We start from the raw sequence: 20,186 nt of genomic DNA on the forward strand, positions 1-20,186 counted from the left end.
CCCCCACCCCACCCCACACCTGCGTCGATCTTGCGCTTACTGCCCGGACCAAACGGGCGAATCGGGGCATCCCTGGGGCGTCAAGTGCAAGATCGATGTCGTGGGCGGTGGCGTGAAGGCACGTGGGCCGCGGGTCAGGGGGTCAGGGCGGTGACGACGTCGCCGATGACCACGATGGCGGGTGGGCGGAGGCCCGCGGCGGTGACGTCGGCGGCCACCGCGCCGAGGGTCGAGCGGAGAGTGCGCTGGGTGGCGGTGGTGCCCTCCTGGATCACCACCGCCGGAGTGGTCGGCGGTCTGCCGTGCGCGATCAGCGTCGCCGCGATCGCCGCCAGGTTCTTCAGGCCCATCAGGACCACCAGCGTGCCCCGCAGACCCGCCAGCGACTCCCAGCTCACCAGCGAGGCCGGCGAGTCCGGCGCGACGTGCCCGGACACCACGGTGAACTCGTGCGCCACCGCCCGGTGGGTCACCGGCACCCCGGCCACCCCGGGCACCGCGATCGCGCTGGTCACCCCCGGCACCACGGTCACCGGCACCCCCGCCTCGGCGCAGGCCAGCAACTCCTCGCCACCGCGCCCGAAGACGTACGGGTCGCCGCCCTTGAGCCGGACCACCACCTTGCCGGCCCGGGCCCGGTCCACCAGGATCCGGTTGATCTCCTCCTGGGCGCGCGACGGCCCGTACGGGATCTTCGACGCGTCGACCAGCTCGACGTCCGACCGCAGCTCGTCCAGGAGCAGCCCGGGGACGAGCCGGTCGGCGACCACCACCTCGGCCTCGGTGAGCAGCCGCCAGCCCTTCACCGTGATCAGCTCCGGATCGCCGGGCCCGGCCCCGACCAGCGCCACACGCCCACCGCGGCCGGCGGTGTTAAGCGGGGCCCCCTCCGCTACCGAATCCGTTAACCGGGGGCCCGTCCTTGCGCTCAGGAGGGTGCGGACGGCGTCGCGGACCGCCCTCGCGCGGTGCGGGTCGCCACCGCCGAGCACGGCCACCGTTACCGGGCCGTGCCGGGTCACCGCGGGCGTCCACGCGCTGGCCGCGACGCGGTCGTCGGCCCGGACGCAGAAGATCCGCCGCTCGGCCGCGGCGGCGCTCACCGCCGCGGCGGCGGCCCGGTCGTCCACCGCCACCTGCACCAGCCAGGCGCCGTCCAGGTCACCGACGGCGAAGCGCCGCGGCTCCCAGCGCAGCCGCCCGGCGTCGGCATGGGCGCGCAGCGCCGGCGTCAGCTCCGGCGACACCAGCAGGACGTCCGCGCCGGCATCGAGCAGCGCGGGCACCCGCCGGGTGGCCACCGCTCCGCCACCCACCACGACCACACGCCGACCGGCCAGCCGCAACCCCAGGGGGTACGGGCTGGGTGACGCCTCCGGGGCCGGACCGCTCACTTCTCGGCCACCCCGGCCGAGTCGAACGTGGCCACCTCGTGCAGCACCCGGACCGCGCCGGTGACGACCGGCAACGCGAGCAGCGCGCCGGTGCCCTCGCCGAGCCGGAGCCCCAGGTCGACGAGCGGTTCCAGCCCGAGGTGCCGCAGCGCCACCGTGGCACCCGGCTCGGCGCTGCGGTGCCCGGCGACCATGGCGCCCACCGCGTCCGGCGCGAACGCGGCGGCGGCCAGCGCGGCGCTGACCGCGATCACGCCGTCCAGCAGCACCGGCACCCGACGCGCGGCGGCGCCGAGGATCAGCCCGGTCAGCGCGGCGTGCTCCAGCCCGCCGACGGTCGCGAGGACGCCCAGCGGGTCGGCCGGATCGGGGGTGTGCCGCGCCAGCGCGGCCCGCACCACGCCGACCTTGCGGGCGTACGTCTCGTCGTCCACGCCGGTGCCCCGGCCGGTCGTCGCCGCCGCGTCGACGCCGGTGAACGCGGCGACCAGCGCGGCGGCCGGCGTGGTGTTGCCGATGCCCATGTCGCCGGTGAGCAGGATGCCGGCGCCGGCCTCGACAAGCTCGCCGGCGATCCGGATGCCGGTCTCCACCGCCGCGCGGGCCTCGTCCCGGGTGAGTGCCGCGGTGACCGTCATGTCCCGGGTGCCGGCCCGCACGTTCGCCGCCACCAGACGCGGCCCGGCCGGGTCGGCGGGCGTCGCGACGAGGCTGGCGGAGAGCACCGCGGGGGCGCTGGTCGGGCCGTCCGAGGCGGCCGGGTCGGCGAGCGGATCGTTCGAGGCGGCGGCGAGCGCGGCCGGGTCGACGGACGGACCGTTCGAGGCGGCGGCGAGCGCGGCCGGGTCGACGGACGGGCCGATCGGGAGCGGGGTGGCGACGCCGACGTCGACCACGGTGACCGAGGCGCCGGCCTGCCGGGCGAACGCGTTGACCACCGCGCCGCCGGCCAGGAAGTTGCCGATCATCTGGGCGGTGACCTCCTGCGGCCACGGGGTCACCCCCTGGGCGTGCACCCCGTGGTCACCCGCGAAGATCACCACCGCGGCCGGGTCGGGCAGCGGCGGCGGGCAGGTCCCGGCCAGCCCGGTGAGGCGTACCGAGAGCGGCTCCAGGGCACCGAGCGAGCCGGCGGGCTTGGTCAGCCGGCCCTGCAGCTCACGCGCCGCAGCCATGGCCGACTCGTCGAGCGGGCGGATCGCCGCGACGGTGGACTCCAGCATCATGCCTCCAGGATTCGAGCCAGTGTCTCGATGAACGCGTCGGTGGTGGCCCGGTCGCGGACCGCGATCCGGAGCCAGTCCGGGCCGAGCCCGGGGAACGTGTCGCCCCGGCGTACCGCCCAGCCGTGCTCGCGCAGCCGCTCCCGCAGCGCGGCGGCGCCGGGCGTGTGGATCAGGACGAAGGCGCTGGCCGGGCGCCCCGCCACGCGTACGCCGGGCAGGGTGGCCAGGCGGGCCACCAGGTGCTCGCGGTCGGCGGCGAGCACGGCGGCGATCGCGCGCTCGGCCGCCACCGCGCCCGGCCCGGCGCAGGCGGTGGCGGCGGCGAGCGCCGGCGTGGAGACGGCCCAGAGCGGCTGGGCGGCGGCGAACCGGGCCAGCAGGTCGGCGGCGCCGAGCAGGTAGCCGATCCGCAGCCCGGCCAGCCCCCAGGTCTTGGTGAGGCTGCGGACCACCACGAGGCCGGGCAGGTCGCGGCGGGCGGCGAGGGATTCCGGTTCGCCGTCGACGCCGGGCGCGACCGTGGTGTCGGCGAACGCCTCGTCGACCACCAGCACCCGGCCGGGGCGGGCCAGCGCGGCGATCGTGTCCGCCGGGTGCAGCACCGAGGTCGGGTTGGTGGGGTTGCCGACCATGACCAGGTCGGCGTCGGCGGGCACCCGGGCCGGGTCGAGCCGGAAGCCGTCGGCCGGGTCGAGCAGCACCCGGTCCACCCGGTGACCGGCGGCCCGCAGCGCGGCCTCCGGCTCGGTGAACTGCGGGTGCACCACCACCGGGTGGCGGGTGTCGCGCAGCGCGCGGGCGATCAGCACGAAGCCTTCGGCGGCGCCGGCGGTCAGGAGTACCTCGTCCGGGGGTCGCCCGTGCCGGTGACCGACGGCGGCGCGGGCGGGGGCCGGGTCCGGGTACGCGGCCAGCTCGCCCAGCGCGGCGGTGACCGGGTCGGCCAGCCAGTCGGGCATCGGGGCGCGGCGCACGTTGACCGCCAGGTCCACCAGGCCGGGCGTGGCCTCGGCGTCCCCGTGGTGTCCCAGGTCGGGTTCGGCGGGCGTGGCGGCGGGCGGTGGTGCGGGCATGACCGCGATCCTGCCGGGAAGCCGCGTCCCGGGACAGCGCATCCCGGCGTGGGTCGCGTCACGGCCCGCCCGTTTATGAATTCTTCTCATTTCCGAATCGGAAATGTCATAGCTTGACCCCGTGAGCAACCGACCCCTTGCGTCCGCCGGTCGTGCCGTGCCCCTTCTCCGTGCCGGGCTGATCGCCGGCATCGTCGTCGCCGCCGCGTTGTACCCGATGGCCGCCGTCACCGGCATCGGCGCGAAGGCCACCGCGCACGCCGTGGAGCAGAAGACGAACATCCTCAAGACCGCGCTGCCGGCCGAGACCTCGTACCTCTACGCGCCGGACGGCAAGACCGTGCTGACCATGTTCTACGAGGAGTACCGGCAGTACACCAAGATCGAGAACATGTCGCCGAACATCCAGCAGGCGATCGTCGCCGCCGAGGACAACCGCTTCTACCAGCACCACGGCGTCGACCCGAAGGGCGTCGCACGTGCCTTCGTCTCCAACGCCCGCTCCGGCGGCGTCTCCCAGGGCGCCTCGACGCTGACCATGCAGTACGTCCGGATGGCGCTGCGGGACAGCGCGAGCACGCCGAAGGAGGTCCAGGAGGCCACCCAGCAGACCAGCCTGCGCAAGGTCAAGGAGATGCGCATGGCGCTCGACATCGAGAAGCACCTGAGCAAGGAGCAGATCCTCGAGCGCTACCTCAACTCGGCCTACTTCGGCCACCGGGCGTACGGCATCTACGCCGCCTCGCAGATCTTCTTCTCCAAGACGCCGGCCACGCTCACCCCGGTCGAGGCAGCCACCCTGGCCGGGCTGGTGAAGTCCCCCTCCGAGTACGACCCGATCACCTCCGACCAGAAGGACGCCACCGGCCGACGCAACTACGTGCTGGACAACATGGCCCGCCTCGGCTACCTGTCACCGGACGCCGCCGCCGCGGCCAAGGCCCAGCCGATCAAGCTGAAGCTGACCGACCCGCCGAACGACTGCGCCGCGATCGACGGCGCGCACCGCGCCTGGGGCTTCTACTGCGACTACCTGAAGAACTGGTGGAGCGCCCAGCCCGCGTTCGGCGAGAACCGCCTCGAACGGATGGACAAGCTGCGCCGGGGCGGCTACCGGATCGTGCTCGCGCTCGACCCGAAGACGCAGGCGGCGGCCGAGAAGAACGTCGGCGCCAAGGACAACACCGGCAGCCCGTTCGCCAACGGCATCGTGGTCGCCGAACCCGGCACCGGGCGGATCAAGGCGATGGCGGTGAACCGGAACTACTCGCTCGACCTGGCCGAGAACCCGAACAGCTCGAACCCGGAGGCCGGCCCGAAGGTCAAGGCGAACTACCCGAACACGGTGGCGCCGCTGCTCGGCGGCGGGACGCTCCCCGGCTACCAGGCCGGCTCCACGTTCAAGATGTTCCCGATGCTCGCCGCGCTCAACGCCGGGATGCCGCTGTCCACCGCGTACGACTCGCCCTACCGGTACCAGTCGGCGGTCTACGACGGCTGGGCGCCCTCCAACGCCAGCGGCGCGATGACCGGCCGGCAGACCATGTGGTCCGGGTTCGGCAAGTCGGTGAACACCTACTTCGTGCAACTGGAGGAGAAGGTCGGCGCGGACGCCGGGGTGCGCCTGGCCGAACAGCTCGGGCTGCGCTGGCGTACCGACGTGGACAAGGAGCAGGCGTCACCGGCCAAGGCGAGGAAGTGGGGCGCGTTCACGCTCGGCGTCTCCGACGCCACCCCGCTGGAGATGGCGAACGCGTACGCGGCCGTCGCCGCCGACGGACGCTACTGCGAGGCGATCCCGGTCAACGCGATCATGAACCGGGACGGCACGCCGACCACCTGGTCCACGCCGGGCGGGGTGCAGCGGGAGGTGGCCAAGCCCCGGTGCCGCCAGGTCGTCAACGCGGACGCGGCCCGGGCCGCCACCGACGCGGCCCGCTGCCCGACCGGCGACACCCCGGCCAAGGGGAGCTGCGGCGGCTGGTCGACGGCGGACAGCGTACGGAAGACGGTCGGCCGGCCGGTCGCCGGCAAGACGGGCACCACGGACAGCACCCGGTCGGCGTGGTTCGTCGGCTACACCCCGGAGCTGGCCGCGGCGAGCTTCATCGCCGATCCGGACAACCCGTTCAACGCGGTGGGTGACGGGCAGTCCCAGATCCCGGTGAACGCGGTCGCCGAGACGCTGCGCGACGCCCTGAAGGGGCAACCGACGCGCCAGTTCACCCCGCCGTCCGACCAGATCGTCGGCTGACCGCCCCTACCCGTCCCGGGGGTGCGCCCGGGTCAGTTGATCAAGGAGTTTGCGTCCAGGATCGCCCGATCCCCGACGCGAACTCCTTGATCGACGTTCGGGGGGGTGGGGTGGGGGTGGGTCAGTGCGGTGGGGCGGCGGTCAGGAAGAGGTGGACGGCGAGGTCGGCCAGCTTGCCGGCGGTCTCGTCGACCGGGGCCCGGGGCAGCACGATGTGGCTCACCACCAGGCGCACCACGCTGTCCGCCGCGAACGCCAGGGCCGCCGGGTCGGCGTCGGGCAGGTGGCACCCGGCCCACTCCAGCAGCGCCGCGGTCGACTCGGTGAGCACCAGCTCGGAGCGGGTGGTCAGGTAGGGCAGCAGCTCGTCCGAGCCGCCCCGGGCGCTGGTCAGGATCGCCTTGACCAGCGGGTTGTCGGCGGCGGCGGCGAGCGTGCGGCGGATCGCCGCGTACGCGGCCGCGCGCACGTCGGCGCCGTGCTCGCCGAGCGCGGCCCGGACGTCGCCGACGAACCGGTCCACCTCGCGTCGGGCCAGCGCCTCGGCCAGGCCGGCCTTGGTGCCGAACTCGTTGTAGACCGTCTGCCGGCTGACGCCGGCGGCCTCGGCCACCGCGCCCATCCGTACGCCGTCCCAGCCGCAGGCCACGGTCTGCGCCCGGGCGGCCTCCACGATCGCGTTCCGCGCCTCACCCATCGTCGTCGAAGTCTACGGCCGCCGGGTCGACACGGCGCGGGTCGGCTCCCCGGCGCAACGGCGACCCGCGCGACGCATAGGATGTGCGGTCATGGCACGCGTGCTCACTCCCCGTGCGGAGGACTTTCCCCGCTGGTACCAGGACCTGATCGCCAAGGCGAAGCTGGCCGACAACGGCCCGGTTCGGGGCACCATGGTCATCCGACCGGCCGGCTACGCCATCTGGGAGCGGATGCAGGCCGAGATGGACGCCCGGATCAAGGCGGCCGGCGCGGAGAACGCGTACTTCCCGCTCTTCATCCCGGAGAGCTACCTCAAGCGTGAGGCCGAGCACGTCGAGGGCTTCTCGCCGGAGCTGGCGGTGGTCACCCACGGCGGCGGCAAGCAGCTCGCCGAGCCGGTGGTGGTGCGCCCCACCAGCGAGACGGTCATCGGCGAGTTCATGGCCAAGTGGATCGACTCGTACCGGGACCTGCCGCTGCTGCTCAACCAGTGGGCGAACGTGGTCCGGTGGGAGCTGCGCCCGCGGATCTTCCTGCGCACCAGCGAGTTCCTCTGGCAGGAGGGGCACACCGCACACGCCTCCCGGGACGACGCCCGCGCCTACGCCCGGCGGATCCTGCACGAGGCGTACGAGGATCTGATGGTCAACGTGCTGGGCATCCCGGTGGTGGTCGGCCTGAAGACCGCCCGGGAGCGCTTCGCCGGGGCCACCGCCACGTACACGTGCGAGGGCATGATGGGCGACGGCAAGGCGCTCCAGCTCGGCACCAGCCACGAGCTGGGGCAGAACTTCGCCAAGGCGTTCGACATCAGCTACTCGTCGGCCGAGGGCGGCCGGGAGCACGCCTGGACCACCTCCTGGGGCACCTCGACCCGGATGCTCGGCGGGCTGATCATGGCGCACGGTGACGACAACGGGCTGCGGGTGCCGCCGAAGCTGGCGCCGGTCCAGGCGTACGTGATGGTCGTCAAGGACGGCGAGGGCGTGGGCGAGGCAGCGGCCAAGCTGCGCGACGCGCTGCGCGACGCCGGTGTCCGGGTGGCGCTGGACGACCGCACCGACACCGCGTTCGGCCGCCGTGCCGTCGACGCCGAGCTGCGCGGTTACCCGGTCCGCGTCGAGGTCGGCCCGCGCGATCTGGCCGCCGGTAACGCGGTGGTGGTCCGGCGTACCGACGGCTCGAAGGCCCCGACGCCGGTGGCCGACGTGGTCGGCGCGGTGCTGGCCGCGCTGGAGGCCGACCAGCGGGCGCTGCACGACCAGGCGCTGGAGTTCCGCCGGTCCCGCACCGTCGAGGTGTCGACGCTGGCCGAGGCGATCGAGGCGTCCGCCACCGGCTGGGCCATGGTGCCCTGGTCGGCGGTCGGCGTGCCCGGTGAGGCCGAGGCGAACGCGCAGGGGGTCACCGTCCGCTGCCTGCTCCGCGCCGACGGGTCGGTGCCGGACACCGAGGACGAGCCCGACCTGGTCGCCATCCTCGCCCGCGCCTACTGAGGGTGTAAGGAAGGCCCCCTGTTAACGCATTCGGTAGAGGCGGGGGCCCCTCTTAACAAGTCAGGGAAGGTGAGCGTGCGCTTCGAACCCGGCCGGCTGGTCCTGCACCGCAACGTGCGGCACGGACGGATCGGGTGGGTCCGGACGGCCCGCGTCGTCTCCGACGACGAGCGCGGGCTGCTGCTCTGGGTGGCGCGGGGCGCGCCGGCGGCGCACGAGGTGACCGCCGCCGGGTCGGGCATGCGCGCGGTGCCGTTCGCCGAGTGGATCGTCTCCTCGTACGCGCTGGCGGTCGGCACCTGGAACGGGCCGCCGGTGCTCAAGTTCCTGCCCGCCGGCGCCGCCCACTCGGTGTGGTGGTTCTCCGACGAGCGGGGCCGGTTCAGGAACTGGTACGTGAACCTGGAGGAGCCCGGCGTCCGCTGGGACGACGGCGCGGTGGCCGGGGTCGACATGGTGGACCAGGACCTCGATGTGGTGATCCATCCGGACCTGACCTGGGAGTGGAAGGACGAGGACGAGTTCGCCGAGCGGCTCGCCTTCCCGGAGCACTACTGGGTGACCGACGAGAAGGCGGTGCGCGCCGAGGGGGAACGGGTGATCCGGATCGCCGAGTCGGGCGCGTTCCCGTTCGACGGGACGTGGTGTGACTTCACGCCGCCCGCGGAATGGGACGTTCCGGACGAGCTGCCGCCCGGTTGGGACCGCCCGCCGGCGCGCTGACGGTGTCCTTCGTCACGACCCGGCCGGTCCGGGGCGCGCGGTCCGGGTCCGGTGCGAGCGTTCCGGGTCGGATCTGGCAGAATGGTCCGCTGGTATCCGGCACGCGTCCGGCGCCCTCTAACCCGGGCGCGTCGCCAGTTCACCGAGCAGTCTCCGGCCCAAACCCCACTGTGCCGGTCGGCGCTCACCCGCCACACCGCCCAGACGGGCCGGTGAGATCGCAACAGGAGCGAAACAACTGTGGCCGTAAAGATCCGGCTCCTGCGGATGGGCAAGATCCGCAACCCGCAGTACCGCATCGTCGTCGCCGACTCGCGCACCAAGCGTGACGGTCGCGCGATCGAGTTCGTCGGTGTGTACCAGCCGAAGGAGGACCCTTCGGTGATCGAGGTCCGGTCGGAGCGGGTCCAGTACTGGCTGTCGGTCGGCGCTCAGCCGAGCGAGGCCGTGCAGCGTCTGCTGGAGCTGACCGGTGACTGGCAGAAGTTCAAGGGCCTGCCGGCCCCGCCGCCGCTGAAGGTCGCCCCGGAGCGGGCCGACCGCAAGGCGGCGTACGAGGCCGAGGCGAAGGCCGCCGCCGGTGTGGCGGACACCCCGGCCAAGCCGGCCAAGAAGGCCGCCAAGACGGAGGCCGCGAAGCCCGAGGCCGAGGCGCCGAAGGCGGAGGAGCCGAAGGCCGAGGCGCAGACCGGCGCCGAGTCCGGCGAGCAGGCCTGACATGGCGCTGCGTCCCGCCCTGGAGCACCTGGTCAAGGGGATCGTCGACCACCCGGATGACGTCCGGGTGCGGATGGTCGATTCCCGTCGGGGCAAGCGGCTCGAGGTCCGCGTGCACCCGGAGGATCTCGGCACGGTGATCGGGCGGTCCGGACGGACCGCCAAGGCGCTGCGCCAGGTGATCGGCTCCATCGGCGGACGTGGGGTACGCGTCGACATCGTCGACTCGTACTGATGCTTCTCGTCGTCGGCCGGATCGGCAAACCGCACGGCATCCGTGGTGAGGTCACCGTGGAGGTGCGGACCGATGAGCCCGAAGCACGCTTCGCCCCCGGTTCGGTGCTGGTCACCGAGCCGGGGGTGGTGCCGGCCGAGCCGGGCGCCTGGCGGGTGCCGCCGACGCTGACCGTGGAGTCGGCGCGCTGGCACCAGGGCCGCCTGCTTGTCGTGTTCGCCGGCGTGGTGGGTCGCGACGTCGCCGAGGCGTTGCGCAACACGCTTGTCGGCGTGGACAGCGCGGACGTCGCCGAGCCGGACGACCCGGAGGAGTTCCACGACCACCAGTTGGTCGGGCTCGCCGTGGTCACCCGGGACGGGGAGCGGCTCGGCGAGGTGGACCGCATCGACCACGCCCCCGCCTCCGACCTGTTGGTGGTGCGGCGTCCGGCGGGGAGTCCCGTGCTCGTTCCGTTCGTCAAGGCGATCGTGCCCGAGGTGGATCTCGCCGGCGGTCGCGTCGTCGTCGACCTGCCCGGCGGTTTGCTCGACCTCTAGCTGGAGCCACCGCATGCGCGTCGACATCGTGTCGATCTTCCCGGAGTACTTCGCCCCGCTGGACCTCTCGTTGATCGGCAAGGCCCGGGCGAACGGGCTGCTGCGGCTGGCCGTACACGATCTGCGGACCTGGACCCACGACGTGCACCGCACGGTGGACGACACGCCCTACGGCGGCGGTCCCGGCATGGTGATGCGGCCGGAGCCGTGGGGTGAGGCGCTTGACGCGCTGGCCCCCGACGAGCTGAGCCCGGACGGCCACACGCTGCCCCGGCTGCTCGTCCCGTCGCCGGCCGGCGTCCCGTTCACCCAGGCGATGGCGCACGAACTCGCCACCGAGTCGCACCTGCTCTTCGCCTGCGGCCGGTACGAGGGCATCGACCAGCGGGTGCTCGACCACGCGGCGACCCGGATGCCGGTGACCGAGGTCTCGCTCGGCGACTACGTGCTGTTCGGTGGCGAGGTCGCCGTGCTGGTCATCCTGGAGGCGGTCACCCGGCTGCTGCCGGGGGTGCTCGGCAACGCCGGCTCGCTGGACGAGGAGTCGCACGCGCACGGGCTGCTGGAGGCGCCGCTCTACACGAAGCCGGCGACCTGGCGTGACCTCGACGTGCCCGAGGTGCTGCGCTCCGGCGACCATGCCCGGATCGCGCGCTGGCGACGCGACGAGGCGCTGCGGCGCACCGCGACCCGTCGCCCCGACCTGGTCGGCGCGCTGCCCCCGGAGAGCCTGGACCAGCGGGACCGGGCGGCGCTGGACCGGGGTGGGTTTCAGTCCCCGCCGGAGCATGTGGCAAAGTAGAGGGGTTGCCGCATCCGTTCACGCCGTGGGCGGCTGCGAGGACCCTCGACCGGGGCCGGCGTCGCCGGTCACCACCCGGGGGTCAGAATCACCCGTTCGCGCATCGACTGACGATGCGCCGTGAGCCTCACGAGGACGCAGCGATGAACATCCTGGACGCCCTTGACGCCCAGTCGAAGCGCGCCGACCTGCCCGACTTCCGTGCCGGTGACACCGTCAAGGTGCACGCGCGGGTCGTCGAGGGCAGCCGGTCCCGGGTCCAGATCTTCCAGGGCGTGGTCATCCGTCGCCAGGGTGACGGCCTGCGCGAGACCTTCTCGGTCCGCAAGATCAGCTTCGGTGTCGGCGTGGAGCGGACCTACCCGCTGAACAGCCCGGGCATCGACCGGATCGAGATCGTGACCCGCGGTGACGTGCGGCGCGCCAAGCTCTACTACCTGCGCGAGCTGCGCGGCAAGAAGGCCAAGATCAAGGAGCTGCGGGAGAAGCAGCCGGCGAACTGATCGACTTTCGCCACGCCGCCCGAGCTGCGCGGATGTCGTATCGACCGGATCGCATTACCCTGGTCGGTACGGGCGCAGCCGGACGGCGCGAAGCGGTCCACTGCCGCCCGTGGGGTCTTCGAGGAGACTCCCGGGCGGTAGTGTCGTTTTCGCGGCGATCCGGAGAGTGGCATGGTGCAGATGCTTGACGAGGACGGCACCGTCGATCCCTGGCGCCGGCGGTCCCGGCGTTCCCGACGGCAGATGCCGCTCTGGCAGGAGTTGCCGCTGCTGCTCGTCGTGGCGTTCTGCCTCGCGGTGCTGATCCGCACGTTCCTGCTCCAGGCCTTCTTCATCCCGTCCGGGTCGATGGAGAACACGCTGCTCATCGGGGACCGGGTGCTGGTCAACAAGGTCGTCTACGACATGCGCGACCCGGTCCGCGGCGAGGTCGTGGTGTTCCGGGGCACCGACCGCTGGGTCGCCCAGGAGGCGCCGGCCCCGCCGACCAACCTCGCCGGCAAGGTCGGCCGCACGCTCGGCGACCTGGTCGGGGTCAGCCGCCCCGGCGAGAAGGACTTCATCAAGCGTGTCATCGGGGTGCCCGGCGACAAGGTCTGGTGCTGCGACGACGGCCGGGTCGTGGTCAACGGCACGCCGCTGGAGGAGCAGGCGTACGTCTCCGAGGACTCCCCGGTCGACCTGCCGCCCAACCCGAAGGAGTGCCGCTCCCGGCAGTTCACCGAGGTGGTGGTGCCGCCGGGTCAGATCTTCGTGATGGGCGACCACCGGCTGGTGTCGCAGGACGCCCGCTGCCAGGGGCCGGTCCCGATCGACAACGTGGTCGGCCGGGCCTTCATGATCGTCTGGCCGTCCGAGCGGTGGACCAGCCTGCCCGTACCCAGGACGTTCGCGGACCTGCCCCGCGCGGACGCCGCGCCGGCCCGTCCGGTCCCGGTCGATCCCGACCCGCTGGGGGGTGTCGTCCTGATTCTTCCGGTCACGGCCACGCTGGCCGTTCTCCCGGGTTCGGGGCGACTGCGCCGCACCGGTGGACGTAGGCTCCTCCCGTGATTGACGAGCAGACCGAAAAGCCGCGCAGCTCCTTCTGGAAGGAACTGCCCATCCTCCTGGGTGTGGCGATCCTGGTCGCAGTGCTGGTTCGTGCCTTCGTGCTGCAGACCTTCTTCATCCCGTCCCCGTCCATGGAGAACACCCTCGCGATCGACGATCGGGTGCTGGTCAACAAGCTGGTCTACGACTTCCGCTCACCGCACCGCGGTGAGGTGATCGTCTTCAAGGCGCCCACCGAGTGGAGCGGCAACCCTGACGGTGAGGACTTCATCAAGCGGGTGATCGGTGTCGGGGGCGACCACGTGGTCTGCTGCGACCGCACCGGTGGCCAGGAGCGGCTGGTCATCAACGGCAAGGCGATCGACGAGCCGTTCGTCTTCCCCGGTAACAAGGTGGCCGACCAGGACTTCGACATCACCGTGCCGAAGGGTCGGCTGTGGGTGATGGGCGACCACCGGGAGGCCTCCGGCGACTCGCTGGAGCACTGGCAGCAGTCCGGTGAGGACATCACCGAGGCCACCATCCCGGAGGGCGAGGTCGTCGGCCGGGCCTTCACCATCTTCTGGCCGGTCGACCGGGCCACCTGGCTCACCGTGCCCAAGCAGTTCGACGGCATCCCCAATCCCTGACCGGAGCGCGTGGTCGTTCGTCGGAGGCGTCTGGCAGGCTGGTGCGGTGACCGTCTACACCCCTCGTCGCGCGGCCCGGGTGCTGCTGATCGACGCCGCCGACCGGGTGCTGCTGTTCGAGGGCAGCGATCCGGGCCGGCCGGGGCACCGCTACTGGTTCACCCCCGGCGGCGGGCTCGACCCGGGGGAGACCCCGGCGCAGGGCGCGGCGCGGGAGCTGGCCGAGGAGACCGGCCTCCGGTTGGCGCCGGCAGAGCTGGGCGCGCCGGTCTGGTCGGAGACTGTCGAGTTCCCGTTCGACGGCGTCTGGTACCGCCAGGAGCAGGAGTTCTTTCTGGTCCGGGTGCCTGGGTGGGAGGTCGACACCGCCGGCTTCGACGAGGTCGAGCGGGTCAGCGTGCACGGGCACCGCTGGTGGGTGGTGACCGAGCTGGCCGTCACCACCGAGCGCTACTACCCGCCGGACCTGCCCGACCGGCTCGGCCGGGTGCTGACCGGGGGTGGCACGTGCTGACCCCGCCGCGCACCGTGGTGCGCCGCGACGGCGGCCTCTACGCGTTGGAGCGGGCGCTGCAACGGCGCGGCTTCCGGCACGTGGCGGGCGCCGACGAGGCCGGCCGGGGCGCCTGTGCCGGGCCGCTGGTGGCCGCCGCCGCGGTGCTGCCCGAGGGGCGGCGCGGCGAGATCGACGAGCTGGCCGACTCGAAGCTGCTCACCCCGGCGGCCCGCGAGCGGGTCTACCACGAGGTGGTGGCCCGGGCCCTGGCGTACGCCGTGGTGATCATCCCGGCCGAGGAGGTCGACGCCCGCGGGCTGCACGTGTGCAACCTGGCCGCGATGCGCCGCGCGCTCGCCTCGCTCGACACCCGGCCGGACTACGTGTTGACCGACGGCTTCGGAGTGGACGGGCTCGACGTGCCGGGGCTGGCGGTCTGGAAGGGCGACCGGGTGGCGGCCTGCGTCGCGGCGGCGAGCGTGCTCGCCAAGGTCACCCGGGACCGCCTCATGGTGGAGCTGGACGGACGCTTCCCGGGCTACGGTTTCGCCGAGCACAAGGGCTACATCACCTCGGAGCACAGTGCGGCGCTGCGGGAGCGGGGGCCCTGCCGGGAACACCGGTTCTCGTACGTGAACGTGGCGGCCGTCTCCGGGCGGGACGGCCGGCCGCCGCGGGCCCGCCGCCCGGTGGGCGGGGAGCCGACGGCGCCGCTCACCGGTCGTGGGGCGGGGGGTCGGGACGAGCCGATGGAGCACTCCGGCCCGCCAGGGGGTACCGTCGGCGTGGCGTTGGGCGAGCAGCCTCGACCTCCGGTGTCGGTGGGGGAAGATGTGGTCATGGAAGGCGGAGTGCGATGAGCGCGGAAGATCTCGAGAAGTACGAGACCGAGATGGAGCTGCAGCTCTACCGGGAGTACCGCGACATTGTCCGTCAGTTCTCCTACGTGGTGGAGACCGAGCGCCGTTTCTACCTGGCGAATCAGGTGGACCTGCACGTCCGCAACTCCGACGGTGAGGTCTACTTCGAGGTCGAGATGCACGACGCCTGGGTGTGGGACATGTACCGTCCTGCCCGTTTCGTCAAGAACGTCCGAGTAATGACGTTCAAGGACGTCAATGTGGAAGAGCTCGAAAAGCCCGACATCTCGCTCCCCGCGGATTCGGGCTTCGGCGGCTGAGCCGGGCGGGCCGAACCGCCCGCCGCCGGGCGCGGCTCACTCCGCCGGCACGACCACCTCGACGCGCTGCACCAGGTTGTTCGCGAACCCACCCCGGTTCCACGGCTGCTCGACCGGCTGGGCCCGCCCCGAGGCGTCCGTCGCCCGCGCCCCCAGCACGTACCGCCCCGGCGTCGCCGTCCACGCCACCGACCACCGGCGCCATGCCCACCCGCCCCCGGTGGGCTCGTCCAGACGCGCCGGCGTCCAGGTGTCGCCGCCGTCGAACGTCACCTCGACCGACGTCACCGGCGCGTGCCCCGACCAGGCGCGACCGTCCACCGTGCACGGCCCCGGCCGCAGCACCCGCGTACGGGACATGAAATCCGGGAAACCGGGCGGACGCACCAGCGCGCGCGGCTCGATCCGGGTCACCGGCACGCCCGGGTCACCGGCGTCGGTCCGCAGCCGGTAGGCCACCGCGTTCTGGTAACCGTCGAACGGCTCCGTCGTGACCCGGATGTCGCGCAGCCACTTGACGTGCGCCATGCCGTACCAGCCGGGCACGATCAGCCGCAACGGGGCGCCGTGCTGCGGCAGCAACGGAGCGCCGTTCATCTCGTACGCCAGCAGCACCTCCTCGCGCAGCGCGTCGGCCACCGGCAGCGCGCGTTGGTAGTCCTGCTCGACGCCGCGCTCCACCCCGTGGTCGGCGCCGGTGAACACCACGTCGACCGCGTCGGCGGACAGCCCGGCCTCACGCAGCAGCGGAGCCAGCGGGGTGCCCGTCCACTCGGCGTTGCCCACCGCCTCCACCAGCCAGGGCTGGCTGACCGGACGTGGATGCAGCAACGCCCGCCCGTTGCCGGCGCACTCCAACGTGACCTGCCGGGTGACCCGGGGCCGGGCGCGCAACGTCGCCAGGTCCAGCCGGAGCGGACGTTCGACCGCCCCGGACACGGTCAGCGTGTGCCCGGCCGGGTCCACGTCCGGGATGTCGTAGTGGATGAGCAGGTAGTGCAGGCCCGCCGGCGTCACGTCGTACCGCAACGCCTCCAGCGGGATGCCGTGGTTGCGCGCGGCGAGCTGAAGCTCCTCGACGCTGATCGCCTCGTCCGGCCCGGCGACCCGCGAGGGGCGGCTGACGTCGTCCACAGAGGTCATCGCTGCTCCAACTCGTCGTACCCCACGAACTCGAACATCCGCACCCCCGGGGCGAGCGGCCGGGGCGGGCCGGTGAAGCGGTGCGCGCCGACCCCCACCCCGTCGGCCGGGCTGCTCACCGCCACCGGCACGAAGCCCTCCTCGGCGAACCAGTCGCAGATGACGGGTACCAGGTCCGGCTCCCGCCGGTGCCGGGTCCACAGCACCGTGCCACCGGTGGCGCAGAGCGACGCACAGTGTCGCACCGTCGACCGGATGTCGTCGTCGTCGATATTGCCGAAGATGCCGCAGACCAGCACCAGGTCCGCCGGGACCAGGTCGGCGTAGCGGTCGGTCAGGGCCGCGTCGCCGGTGACCACCTCCACGCCGGTCAGCCCCGCCTCGGCGGCGGCCCGGCGGGCCGGTTCGGTGTTGCGCGGATCCAACTCGACCAGGCGGGCGGTCACGTCCCGCCCGCGCGGATGGGTGGCGAGCACCGGGATCAGGTCGCGGCCCTGGCCGGCGCAGAGGCTGATCGCGCGCAGCGGGCCGGGCGGCGCCGCGTCCAGCGCCTCGACGATCCGGTGCCGCACCTCGACGAGCCGCCGGGCCAACGCCGAGTCGGGCTGGTCGTAGTCGCGGTGCCAGGCGTGCCAGTCCTTCGTCACGCGGCCAGCATAGGCGGATCCGCCCTAGCAGATCCGTTCCGAGTTCGGGCGTCGTCCACAAGCGGGTGTCCGTCCACAGCGTCGTCCGCGAGCGGTGGCCGGACGCCGGGCGGCGCGGGCAGAGTGCGCGGCATGGCTACCCCGATCGGTCCCGCCGGTGCGGCCGTGCTGCTGGTGCTGTGCCTCACGCCGGGCCCGTCCGCCGAGCCGTCGCGTCGCCCGGCCCCGGCCGGCGCCGTACGTCCGGCGCCTCCATCACCGGCCGCGGCCGTGTCTCCCGTCGGGGCCGCGCCACCGGCGGTCCGGGCTTTCCCGTCGGCCGGAGCCGCATCGCCGGTAAGTCCACCGGCGTCGGCGGCCGGGGCGCCGGGAACCGGTCCGGCGGCACGTTTCCGGTGGCCGCTGACGGGCCCACCCCGGGTGGTCCGGCGGTTCGACCCGCCACCCCGGCCCTGGCTGCCCGGGCACCGGGGCGTGGACCTCGTCGCCGCACCGGGTGCCGAGGTGCGCGCCGCCGGAGCGGGCACGGTCCTCTTCGCCGGCGTGGTGGCCGGCCGGCCGGTGCTCACCGTCGGGCACGGTGCCGGGCTGCGTACCACCTACGAGCCGGTCCGTTCCCGGCTCGCGGCCGGCACCCGGGTCGACGCCGGCACCCCGGTCGGCGAGCTGCTCGCCGGCCACCCCGGCTGTGCCGTCGCGGCCTGCCTGCACTGGGGGCTGCGCCACGGTGACGACTACCTGGACCCGCTCGCCCTGCTCGGGCTGGGCCGGGTCCGACTCCTTCCCCTCGACCCGACGCCGGCCATGCCGGCCGACCCGGGCGCTCAGCCCTTGGCGAGCAGCGCGGGCAGCCGCACCGCCAGCCGGTCGTACTCCTCCGGGGTGTTGTAGACCTGGCCGCACAGCCGCAGGTAGCCCCGGCCGTTCCAGCCGGCCACCGACACCTCGGCGGCCAGCCGGTCCGCGATCCGGGCCCGCAGCGCCCGGGCCGCGTCCAGCGTCGTCGCGACGCCGGGCGGCAGCGGCACCAGCCGCATGGCGACCGCCGGTCCGCCGGGCGCCGGCAGTCGCTCCGGCGCCACCCCGAGCGCGTCCCCGACCACCCGTTGCCCGTACGCGGCCAGCGCCGCGTTGTGCGCGCGCACCCGGTCCACGTCGAGGCTGCGCAGCGTGAACACGCCGACCGGGGCGGCCAGCCAACCGGTGTAGTCGTCGGTGGCCTGCCACTCGACCCGGGTGGGGAACCCGCTGCCCTGCTCCCACGAGACGACGAGCGGCTGGATCCGCTCCCGCCACGGCTCCGCCACCACCAGCGCGGCGGTGCCGCGCGGCGCGTACGCCCACTTGTGCAGGTTGCCGACCCAGAAGTCGGCGCCGACCGACGCCACAGTGGCCGGCAGCATGCCCGGCGCGTGCGCCGCGTCCACCAGCACCGGCACCTCCCGTTCCCGGGCCACCGCGACGAGCGCCGCCGCCGGGAACAGCCGGGCGGTCGGCGAGGTGAGCTGATCGACGATCAGCAACCGGGTCCGCCCGGGGCGCAGCCCGGCCCGGACGATCTCGACGATCTCCTCGTCGGTGGCCGTCAACGGCACCGGCAGGGTACGGGACACCGCCCCGGTCCGCTCGCACTCCCGGGCCACCGACAGGGCGACCGCGCCGTACCCGTGGTCGGTGGTCAGCACCTCGTCGCCGGGGCGCAGCCCCAGCGACTGCAACACCACGGCCGCGCCGGTGGTGGCGTTGCCGACCAGGGCAGTGCCGTCCGGGTCGGCGCCGAGGAAGGTGGCCAGGTGCCGCCGGGCGTGGGTGATCCGGTCGACCAGGCCCGGGCCGAAGAACCGCATCGGGTTGGCTTCCATCTCGTCGCGCAGCCGCTGCTGGGCGCGCTGCACGACGACCGGCACGGCACCGTACGAGCCGTGGTTGAGGTGGCTGACGGACGGGTCGAGGGAGAAGAGCAGTCGAGCCCCGGGAATCGGCTCGGGCGGCTGCGGCACCGTCATCCGTCGATGGTAGCCCGCCGTGGATCACCGCCGGCCGGTTCCGTCAGGCCCGCGGGTGCGCCTGCCGGTAGGCCGCCCGCAGCCGTTCGACCGAGACGTGCGTGTAGATCTGCGTGCTGGCCAGCGACGAGTGCCCGAGCAACTCCTGCACGGCGCGCAGGTCCGCGCCGCCTTCGAGCAGATGGGTGGCGGCCGAGTGGCGCAGCCCGTGCGGGGTCACCCGCGGCACGCCGGCCGCGGCGGTCCAGCCGGCCACGATCCGCCGGGCGGTTGTCGGGTTCAGCCGTCCGCCCCGGGCCCCGAGCAGCAGCGCGCGGCCCGAGCCGGGCACCACCAGGGCGGGCCGGCCGGCGTCGAGCCACGCGTCCAGTGCGCGCTGCGCCGGGACCCCGTACGGCGCCGCCCGTTCCCGGCCGCCCTTGCCCAGCACGCGTACCACCCGGCGGGCCTGGTCGACGTCCGTGACGTCCAGGCCGCACGCCTCGCTGACCCGCACCCCGGTGCCGTAGAGCAGTTCGAGCAGCAGCCGGTCCCGCAGCAGCACCGCCTCGGGCGTGCCGGCCCCGGCGTCCGCGTCGGCTTCGGTCTCGGCGGGCAGTCCCGGGTTCCGGTCGGCGGCCTCGGCGGCCCGTGCCGGGGCGTCCATCAGGTCGGCGGCCTGATCGGCGCGCAGGACGGTGGGCAGGTCCCGGCGGGCCCGGGGGCTGGCCAGCGGCGCGGCGACGTCGCCGGGGAGCAGGCCGGCCCGGTGCGCCCAGGCGCTGAACGTCCGGGCGGCGGCGGCCCGCCGGGCCAGCGTCGTCCGGGCGGTCCCCATGGTCCGCTGCCGGGCCAGCCAGCTGCGCAGCACCGCGAGGTCCAGTTCGGGCAGGTCGGTGCAGCCCATCCGCACCGCGTGGTCCAGCAGTGCGACCACGTCCGTGACGTACGCCCGGACGGTGTGCGCGGAGCGGTTCCGCACCCGGGACAGGTGGTCGGCGAAGTCGTCCACCGCCGCACGCATGGCGGTGGGCAGCGCCGCGTGGCGGTCGCGGGTGCCGCCGCCTCGTCCGCTCATGCCCACCCCGTCGTCGATCCCGCGCTCGCCGCCAGTCGTCGGAGTCAGCCTACGGGCGCCGTTCGGGTGCCAACAGGCGTACGCGCCCCGCGCCGCAATCCGTCGAACGGCCGGTCCATTGTGGTCCGGCGGACACAAAGCCGGATATCGAGACCTGTCGGTGCCGGCGTCGTTGCCAACCACATGCTCCAGCCTCAAGGATGAGGGCCACGCGACACGTGCGGTGCCCTGCGGGCGACCGTGGGTGTCCCGGTGTCGCGACACGATCCACGGGGGGATCTGATGAGTGAGCCGGTGCTGCCCATGAGGCATGC

At 73.7% G+C, this 20,186-nt stretch carries 22 protein-coding genes; 14 read left to right on the plus strand and 8 right to left on the minus strand.

Going from position 1 to position 20,186, the window contains the following annotated elements:
• Positions 1-134: 134 nt before the first annotated feature.
• From cobA to cobC, 3 genes are read right to left on the minus strand one after another with little or no spacing between them, the layout of a single operon-like run.
• Positions 135-1,394 carry a uroporphyrinogen-III C-methyltransferase gene (gene cobA / locus C8054_RS07185; RefSeq protein WP_107155945.1) on the minus strand — a complete coding sequence of 420 codons (1,260 nt, stop codon included), beginning with the start codon at positions 1,392-1,394 and terminating at the stop codon, positions 135-137.
• A complete protein-coding gene (locus C8054_RS07190; RefSeq protein WP_233219525.1) occupies positions 1,391-2,620 on the minus strand; it encodes a nicotinate-nucleotide--dimethylbenzimidazole phosphoribosyltransferase in 1,230 nt (409 codons plus the stop codon). The genes cobA and C8054_RS07190 overlap by 4 nt, the downstream gene beginning before the upstream one ends.
• A complete protein-coding gene (gene cobC, locus C8054_RS07195; protein WP_107155946.1) occupies positions 2,617-3,693 on the minus strand; it encodes an Rv2231c family pyridoxal phosphate-dependent protein CobC in 1,077 nt (358 codons plus the stop codon). The genes C8054_RS07190 and cobC overlap by 4 nt, the downstream gene beginning before the upstream one ends.
• 121 nt (positions 3,694-3,814) lie before the next feature.
• Here cobC and C8054_RS07200 point away from each other — a divergent pair, with 121 nt between their 5' ends.
• Positions 3,815-5,947, plus strand: coding sequence for a transglycosylase domain-containing protein (locus C8054_RS07200; RefSeq protein WP_107155947.1), 2,133 nt, complete (start codon positions 3,815-3,817; stop codon positions 5,945-5,947).
• Positions 5,948-6,068: 121 nt separating this feature from the next.
• Here C8054_RS07200 and C8054_RS07205 read toward each other — a convergent pair whose 3' ends face one another.
• On the minus strand, positions 6,069-6,644 hold the full coding sequence (locus C8054_RS07205; RefSeq protein WP_107155948.1) for a TetR/AcrR family transcriptional regulator: 576 nt from the start codon (positions 6,642-6,644) through the stop codon (positions 6,069-6,071).
• A 91-nt stretch (positions 6,645-6,735) separates the two neighbouring features.
• Here C8054_RS07205 and proS point away from each other — a divergent pair, with 91 nt between their 5' ends.
• From proS to C8054_RS07265, 12 genes are all read left to right on the plus strand, one after another.
• Entirely contained in the window at positions 6,736-8,142 is a 1,407-nt protein-coding gene (gene proS / locus C8054_RS07210) for a proline--tRNA ligase (RefSeq protein WP_107155949.1), read from the plus strand.
• Between the two features lie 75 nt (positions 8,143-8,217).
• On the plus strand, positions 8,218-8,865 hold the full coding sequence (locus C8054_RS07215; protein WP_107155950.1) for a DUF402 domain-containing protein: 648 nt from the start codon (positions 8,218-8,220) through the stop codon (positions 8,863-8,865).
• A 240-nt stretch (positions 8,866-9,105) separates the two neighbouring features.
• Entirely contained in the window at positions 9,106-9,582 is a 477-nt protein-coding gene (rpsP, locus tag C8054_RS07220) for a 30S ribosomal protein S16 (RefSeq protein ID WP_107155951.1), read from the plus strand.
• Position 9,583: 1 nt separating this feature from the next.
• Positions 9,584-9,817, plus strand: a complete 234-nt coding sequence (locus C8054_RS07225; RefSeq protein WP_013732101.1) for an RNA-binding protein — start codon at positions 9,584-9,586, stop codon at positions 9,815-9,817.
• A complete protein-coding gene (gene rimM, locus C8054_RS07230; protein WP_107155952.1) occupies positions 9,817-10,356 on the plus strand; it encodes a ribosome maturation factor RimM in 540 nt (179 codons plus the stop codon). The genes C8054_RS07225 and rimM overlap by 1 nt, the downstream gene beginning before the upstream one ends.
• Positions 10,357-10,369: 13 nt before the next feature.
• Positions 10,370-11,158 carry a tRNA (guanosine(37)-N1)-methyltransferase TrmD gene (gene trmD / locus C8054_RS07235; RefSeq protein WP_107155953.1) on the plus strand — a complete coding sequence of 263 codons (789 nt, stop codon included), beginning with the start codon at positions 10,370-10,372 and terminating at the stop codon, positions 11,156-11,158.
• A 143-nt stretch (positions 11,159-11,301) separates the two neighbouring features.
• On the plus strand, positions 11,302-11,661 hold the full coding sequence (gene rplS, locus C8054_RS07240) for a 50S ribosomal protein L19 (protein WP_091064199.1): 360 nt from the start codon (positions 11,302-11,304) through the stop codon (positions 11,659-11,661).
• 171 nt (positions 11,662-11,832) lie between these two features.
• Positions 11,833-12,714: a signal peptidase I gene (gene lepB / locus C8054_RS07245; RefSeq protein ID WP_107155954.1), complete on the plus strand. Its 882-nt coding sequence runs from the start codon at positions 11,833-11,835 to the stop codon at positions 12,712-12,714.
• Entirely contained in the window at positions 12,711-13,343 is a 633-nt protein-coding gene (lepB, locus tag C8054_RS07250; protein WP_107155955.1) for a signal peptidase I, read from the plus strand. Before lepB (C8054_RS07245) ends, lepB (C8054_RS07250) begins: the two co-directional genes overlap by 4 nt.
• A gap of 46 nt (positions 13,344-13,389) precedes the next feature.
• Positions 13,390-13,857 carry an NUDIX hydrolase gene (locus tag C8054_RS07255; protein WP_107155956.1) on the plus strand — a complete coding sequence of 156 codons (468 nt, stop codon included), beginning with the start codon at positions 13,390-13,392 and terminating at the stop codon, positions 13,855-13,857.
• Positions 13,851-14,699 (plus strand): ribonuclease HII, encoded by an 849-nt coding sequence (locus tag C8054_RS07260; RefSeq protein WP_107155957.1) that lies wholly within the window; start codon positions 13,851-13,853, stop codon positions 14,697-14,699. Before C8054_RS07255 ends, C8054_RS07260 begins: the two co-directional genes overlap by 7 nt.
• Complete coding sequence (locus tag C8054_RS07265; protein WP_007075222.1) at positions 14,696-15,019, plus strand: DUF2469 domain-containing protein; 324 nt, start codon at positions 14,696-14,698, stop codon at positions 15,017-15,019. Before C8054_RS07260 ends, C8054_RS07265 begins: the two co-directional genes overlap by 4 nt.
• A 36-nt stretch (positions 15,020-15,055) precedes the next feature.
• On the opposite strand, the gene C8054_RS07270 is transcribed toward C8054_RS07265, so the two are convergent.
• Together C8054_RS07270 and C8054_RS07275 are read right to left on the minus strand one after the other, a co-directional pair.
• Complete coding sequence (locus tag C8054_RS07270) at positions 15,056-16,162, minus strand: sulfite oxidase (RefSeq protein ID WP_107155958.1); 1,107 nt, start codon at positions 16,160-16,162, stop codon at positions 15,056-15,058.
• Complete coding sequence (locus C8054_RS07275) at positions 16,159-16,809, minus strand: SAM-dependent methyltransferase (protein WP_107155959.1); 651 nt, start codon at positions 16,807-16,809, stop codon at positions 16,159-16,161. The genes C8054_RS07270 and C8054_RS07275 overlap by 4 nt, the downstream gene beginning before the upstream one ends.
• A gap of 132 nt (positions 16,810-16,941) precedes the next feature.
• Between C8054_RS07275 and C8054_RS07280 the strand changes: the two genes are divergently transcribed.
• Entirely contained in the window at positions 16,942-17,700 is a 759-nt protein-coding gene (locus C8054_RS07280; RefSeq protein ID WP_107155960.1) for a murein hydrolase activator EnvC, read from the plus strand.
• Here C8054_RS07280 and C8054_RS07285 read toward each other — a convergent pair.
• Together C8054_RS07285 and C8054_RS07290 are read right to left on the minus strand one after the other, a co-directional pair.
• Positions 17,634-18,815, minus strand: coding sequence for an aminotransferase class V-fold PLP-dependent enzyme (locus tag C8054_RS07285; protein WP_107155961.1), 1,182 nt, complete (start codon positions 18,813-18,815; stop codon positions 17,634-17,636). The genes C8054_RS07280 and C8054_RS07285 overlap by 67 nt on opposite strands.
• A gap of 43 nt (positions 18,816-18,858) precedes the next feature.
• Positions 18,859-19,872, minus strand: coding sequence for a tyrosine recombinase XerC (locus C8054_RS07290; protein ID WP_107155962.1), 1,014 nt, complete (start codon positions 19,870-19,872; stop codon positions 18,859-18,861).
• Positions 19,873-20,186 lie beyond the last annotated feature (314 nt).

The organism is Micromonospora sp. RP3T, assembly GCF_003027925.1.
In the GTDB taxonomy this organism is placed as follows: Bacteria; Actinomycetota; Actinomycetes; order Mycobacteriales; family Micromonosporaceae; genus Micromonospora.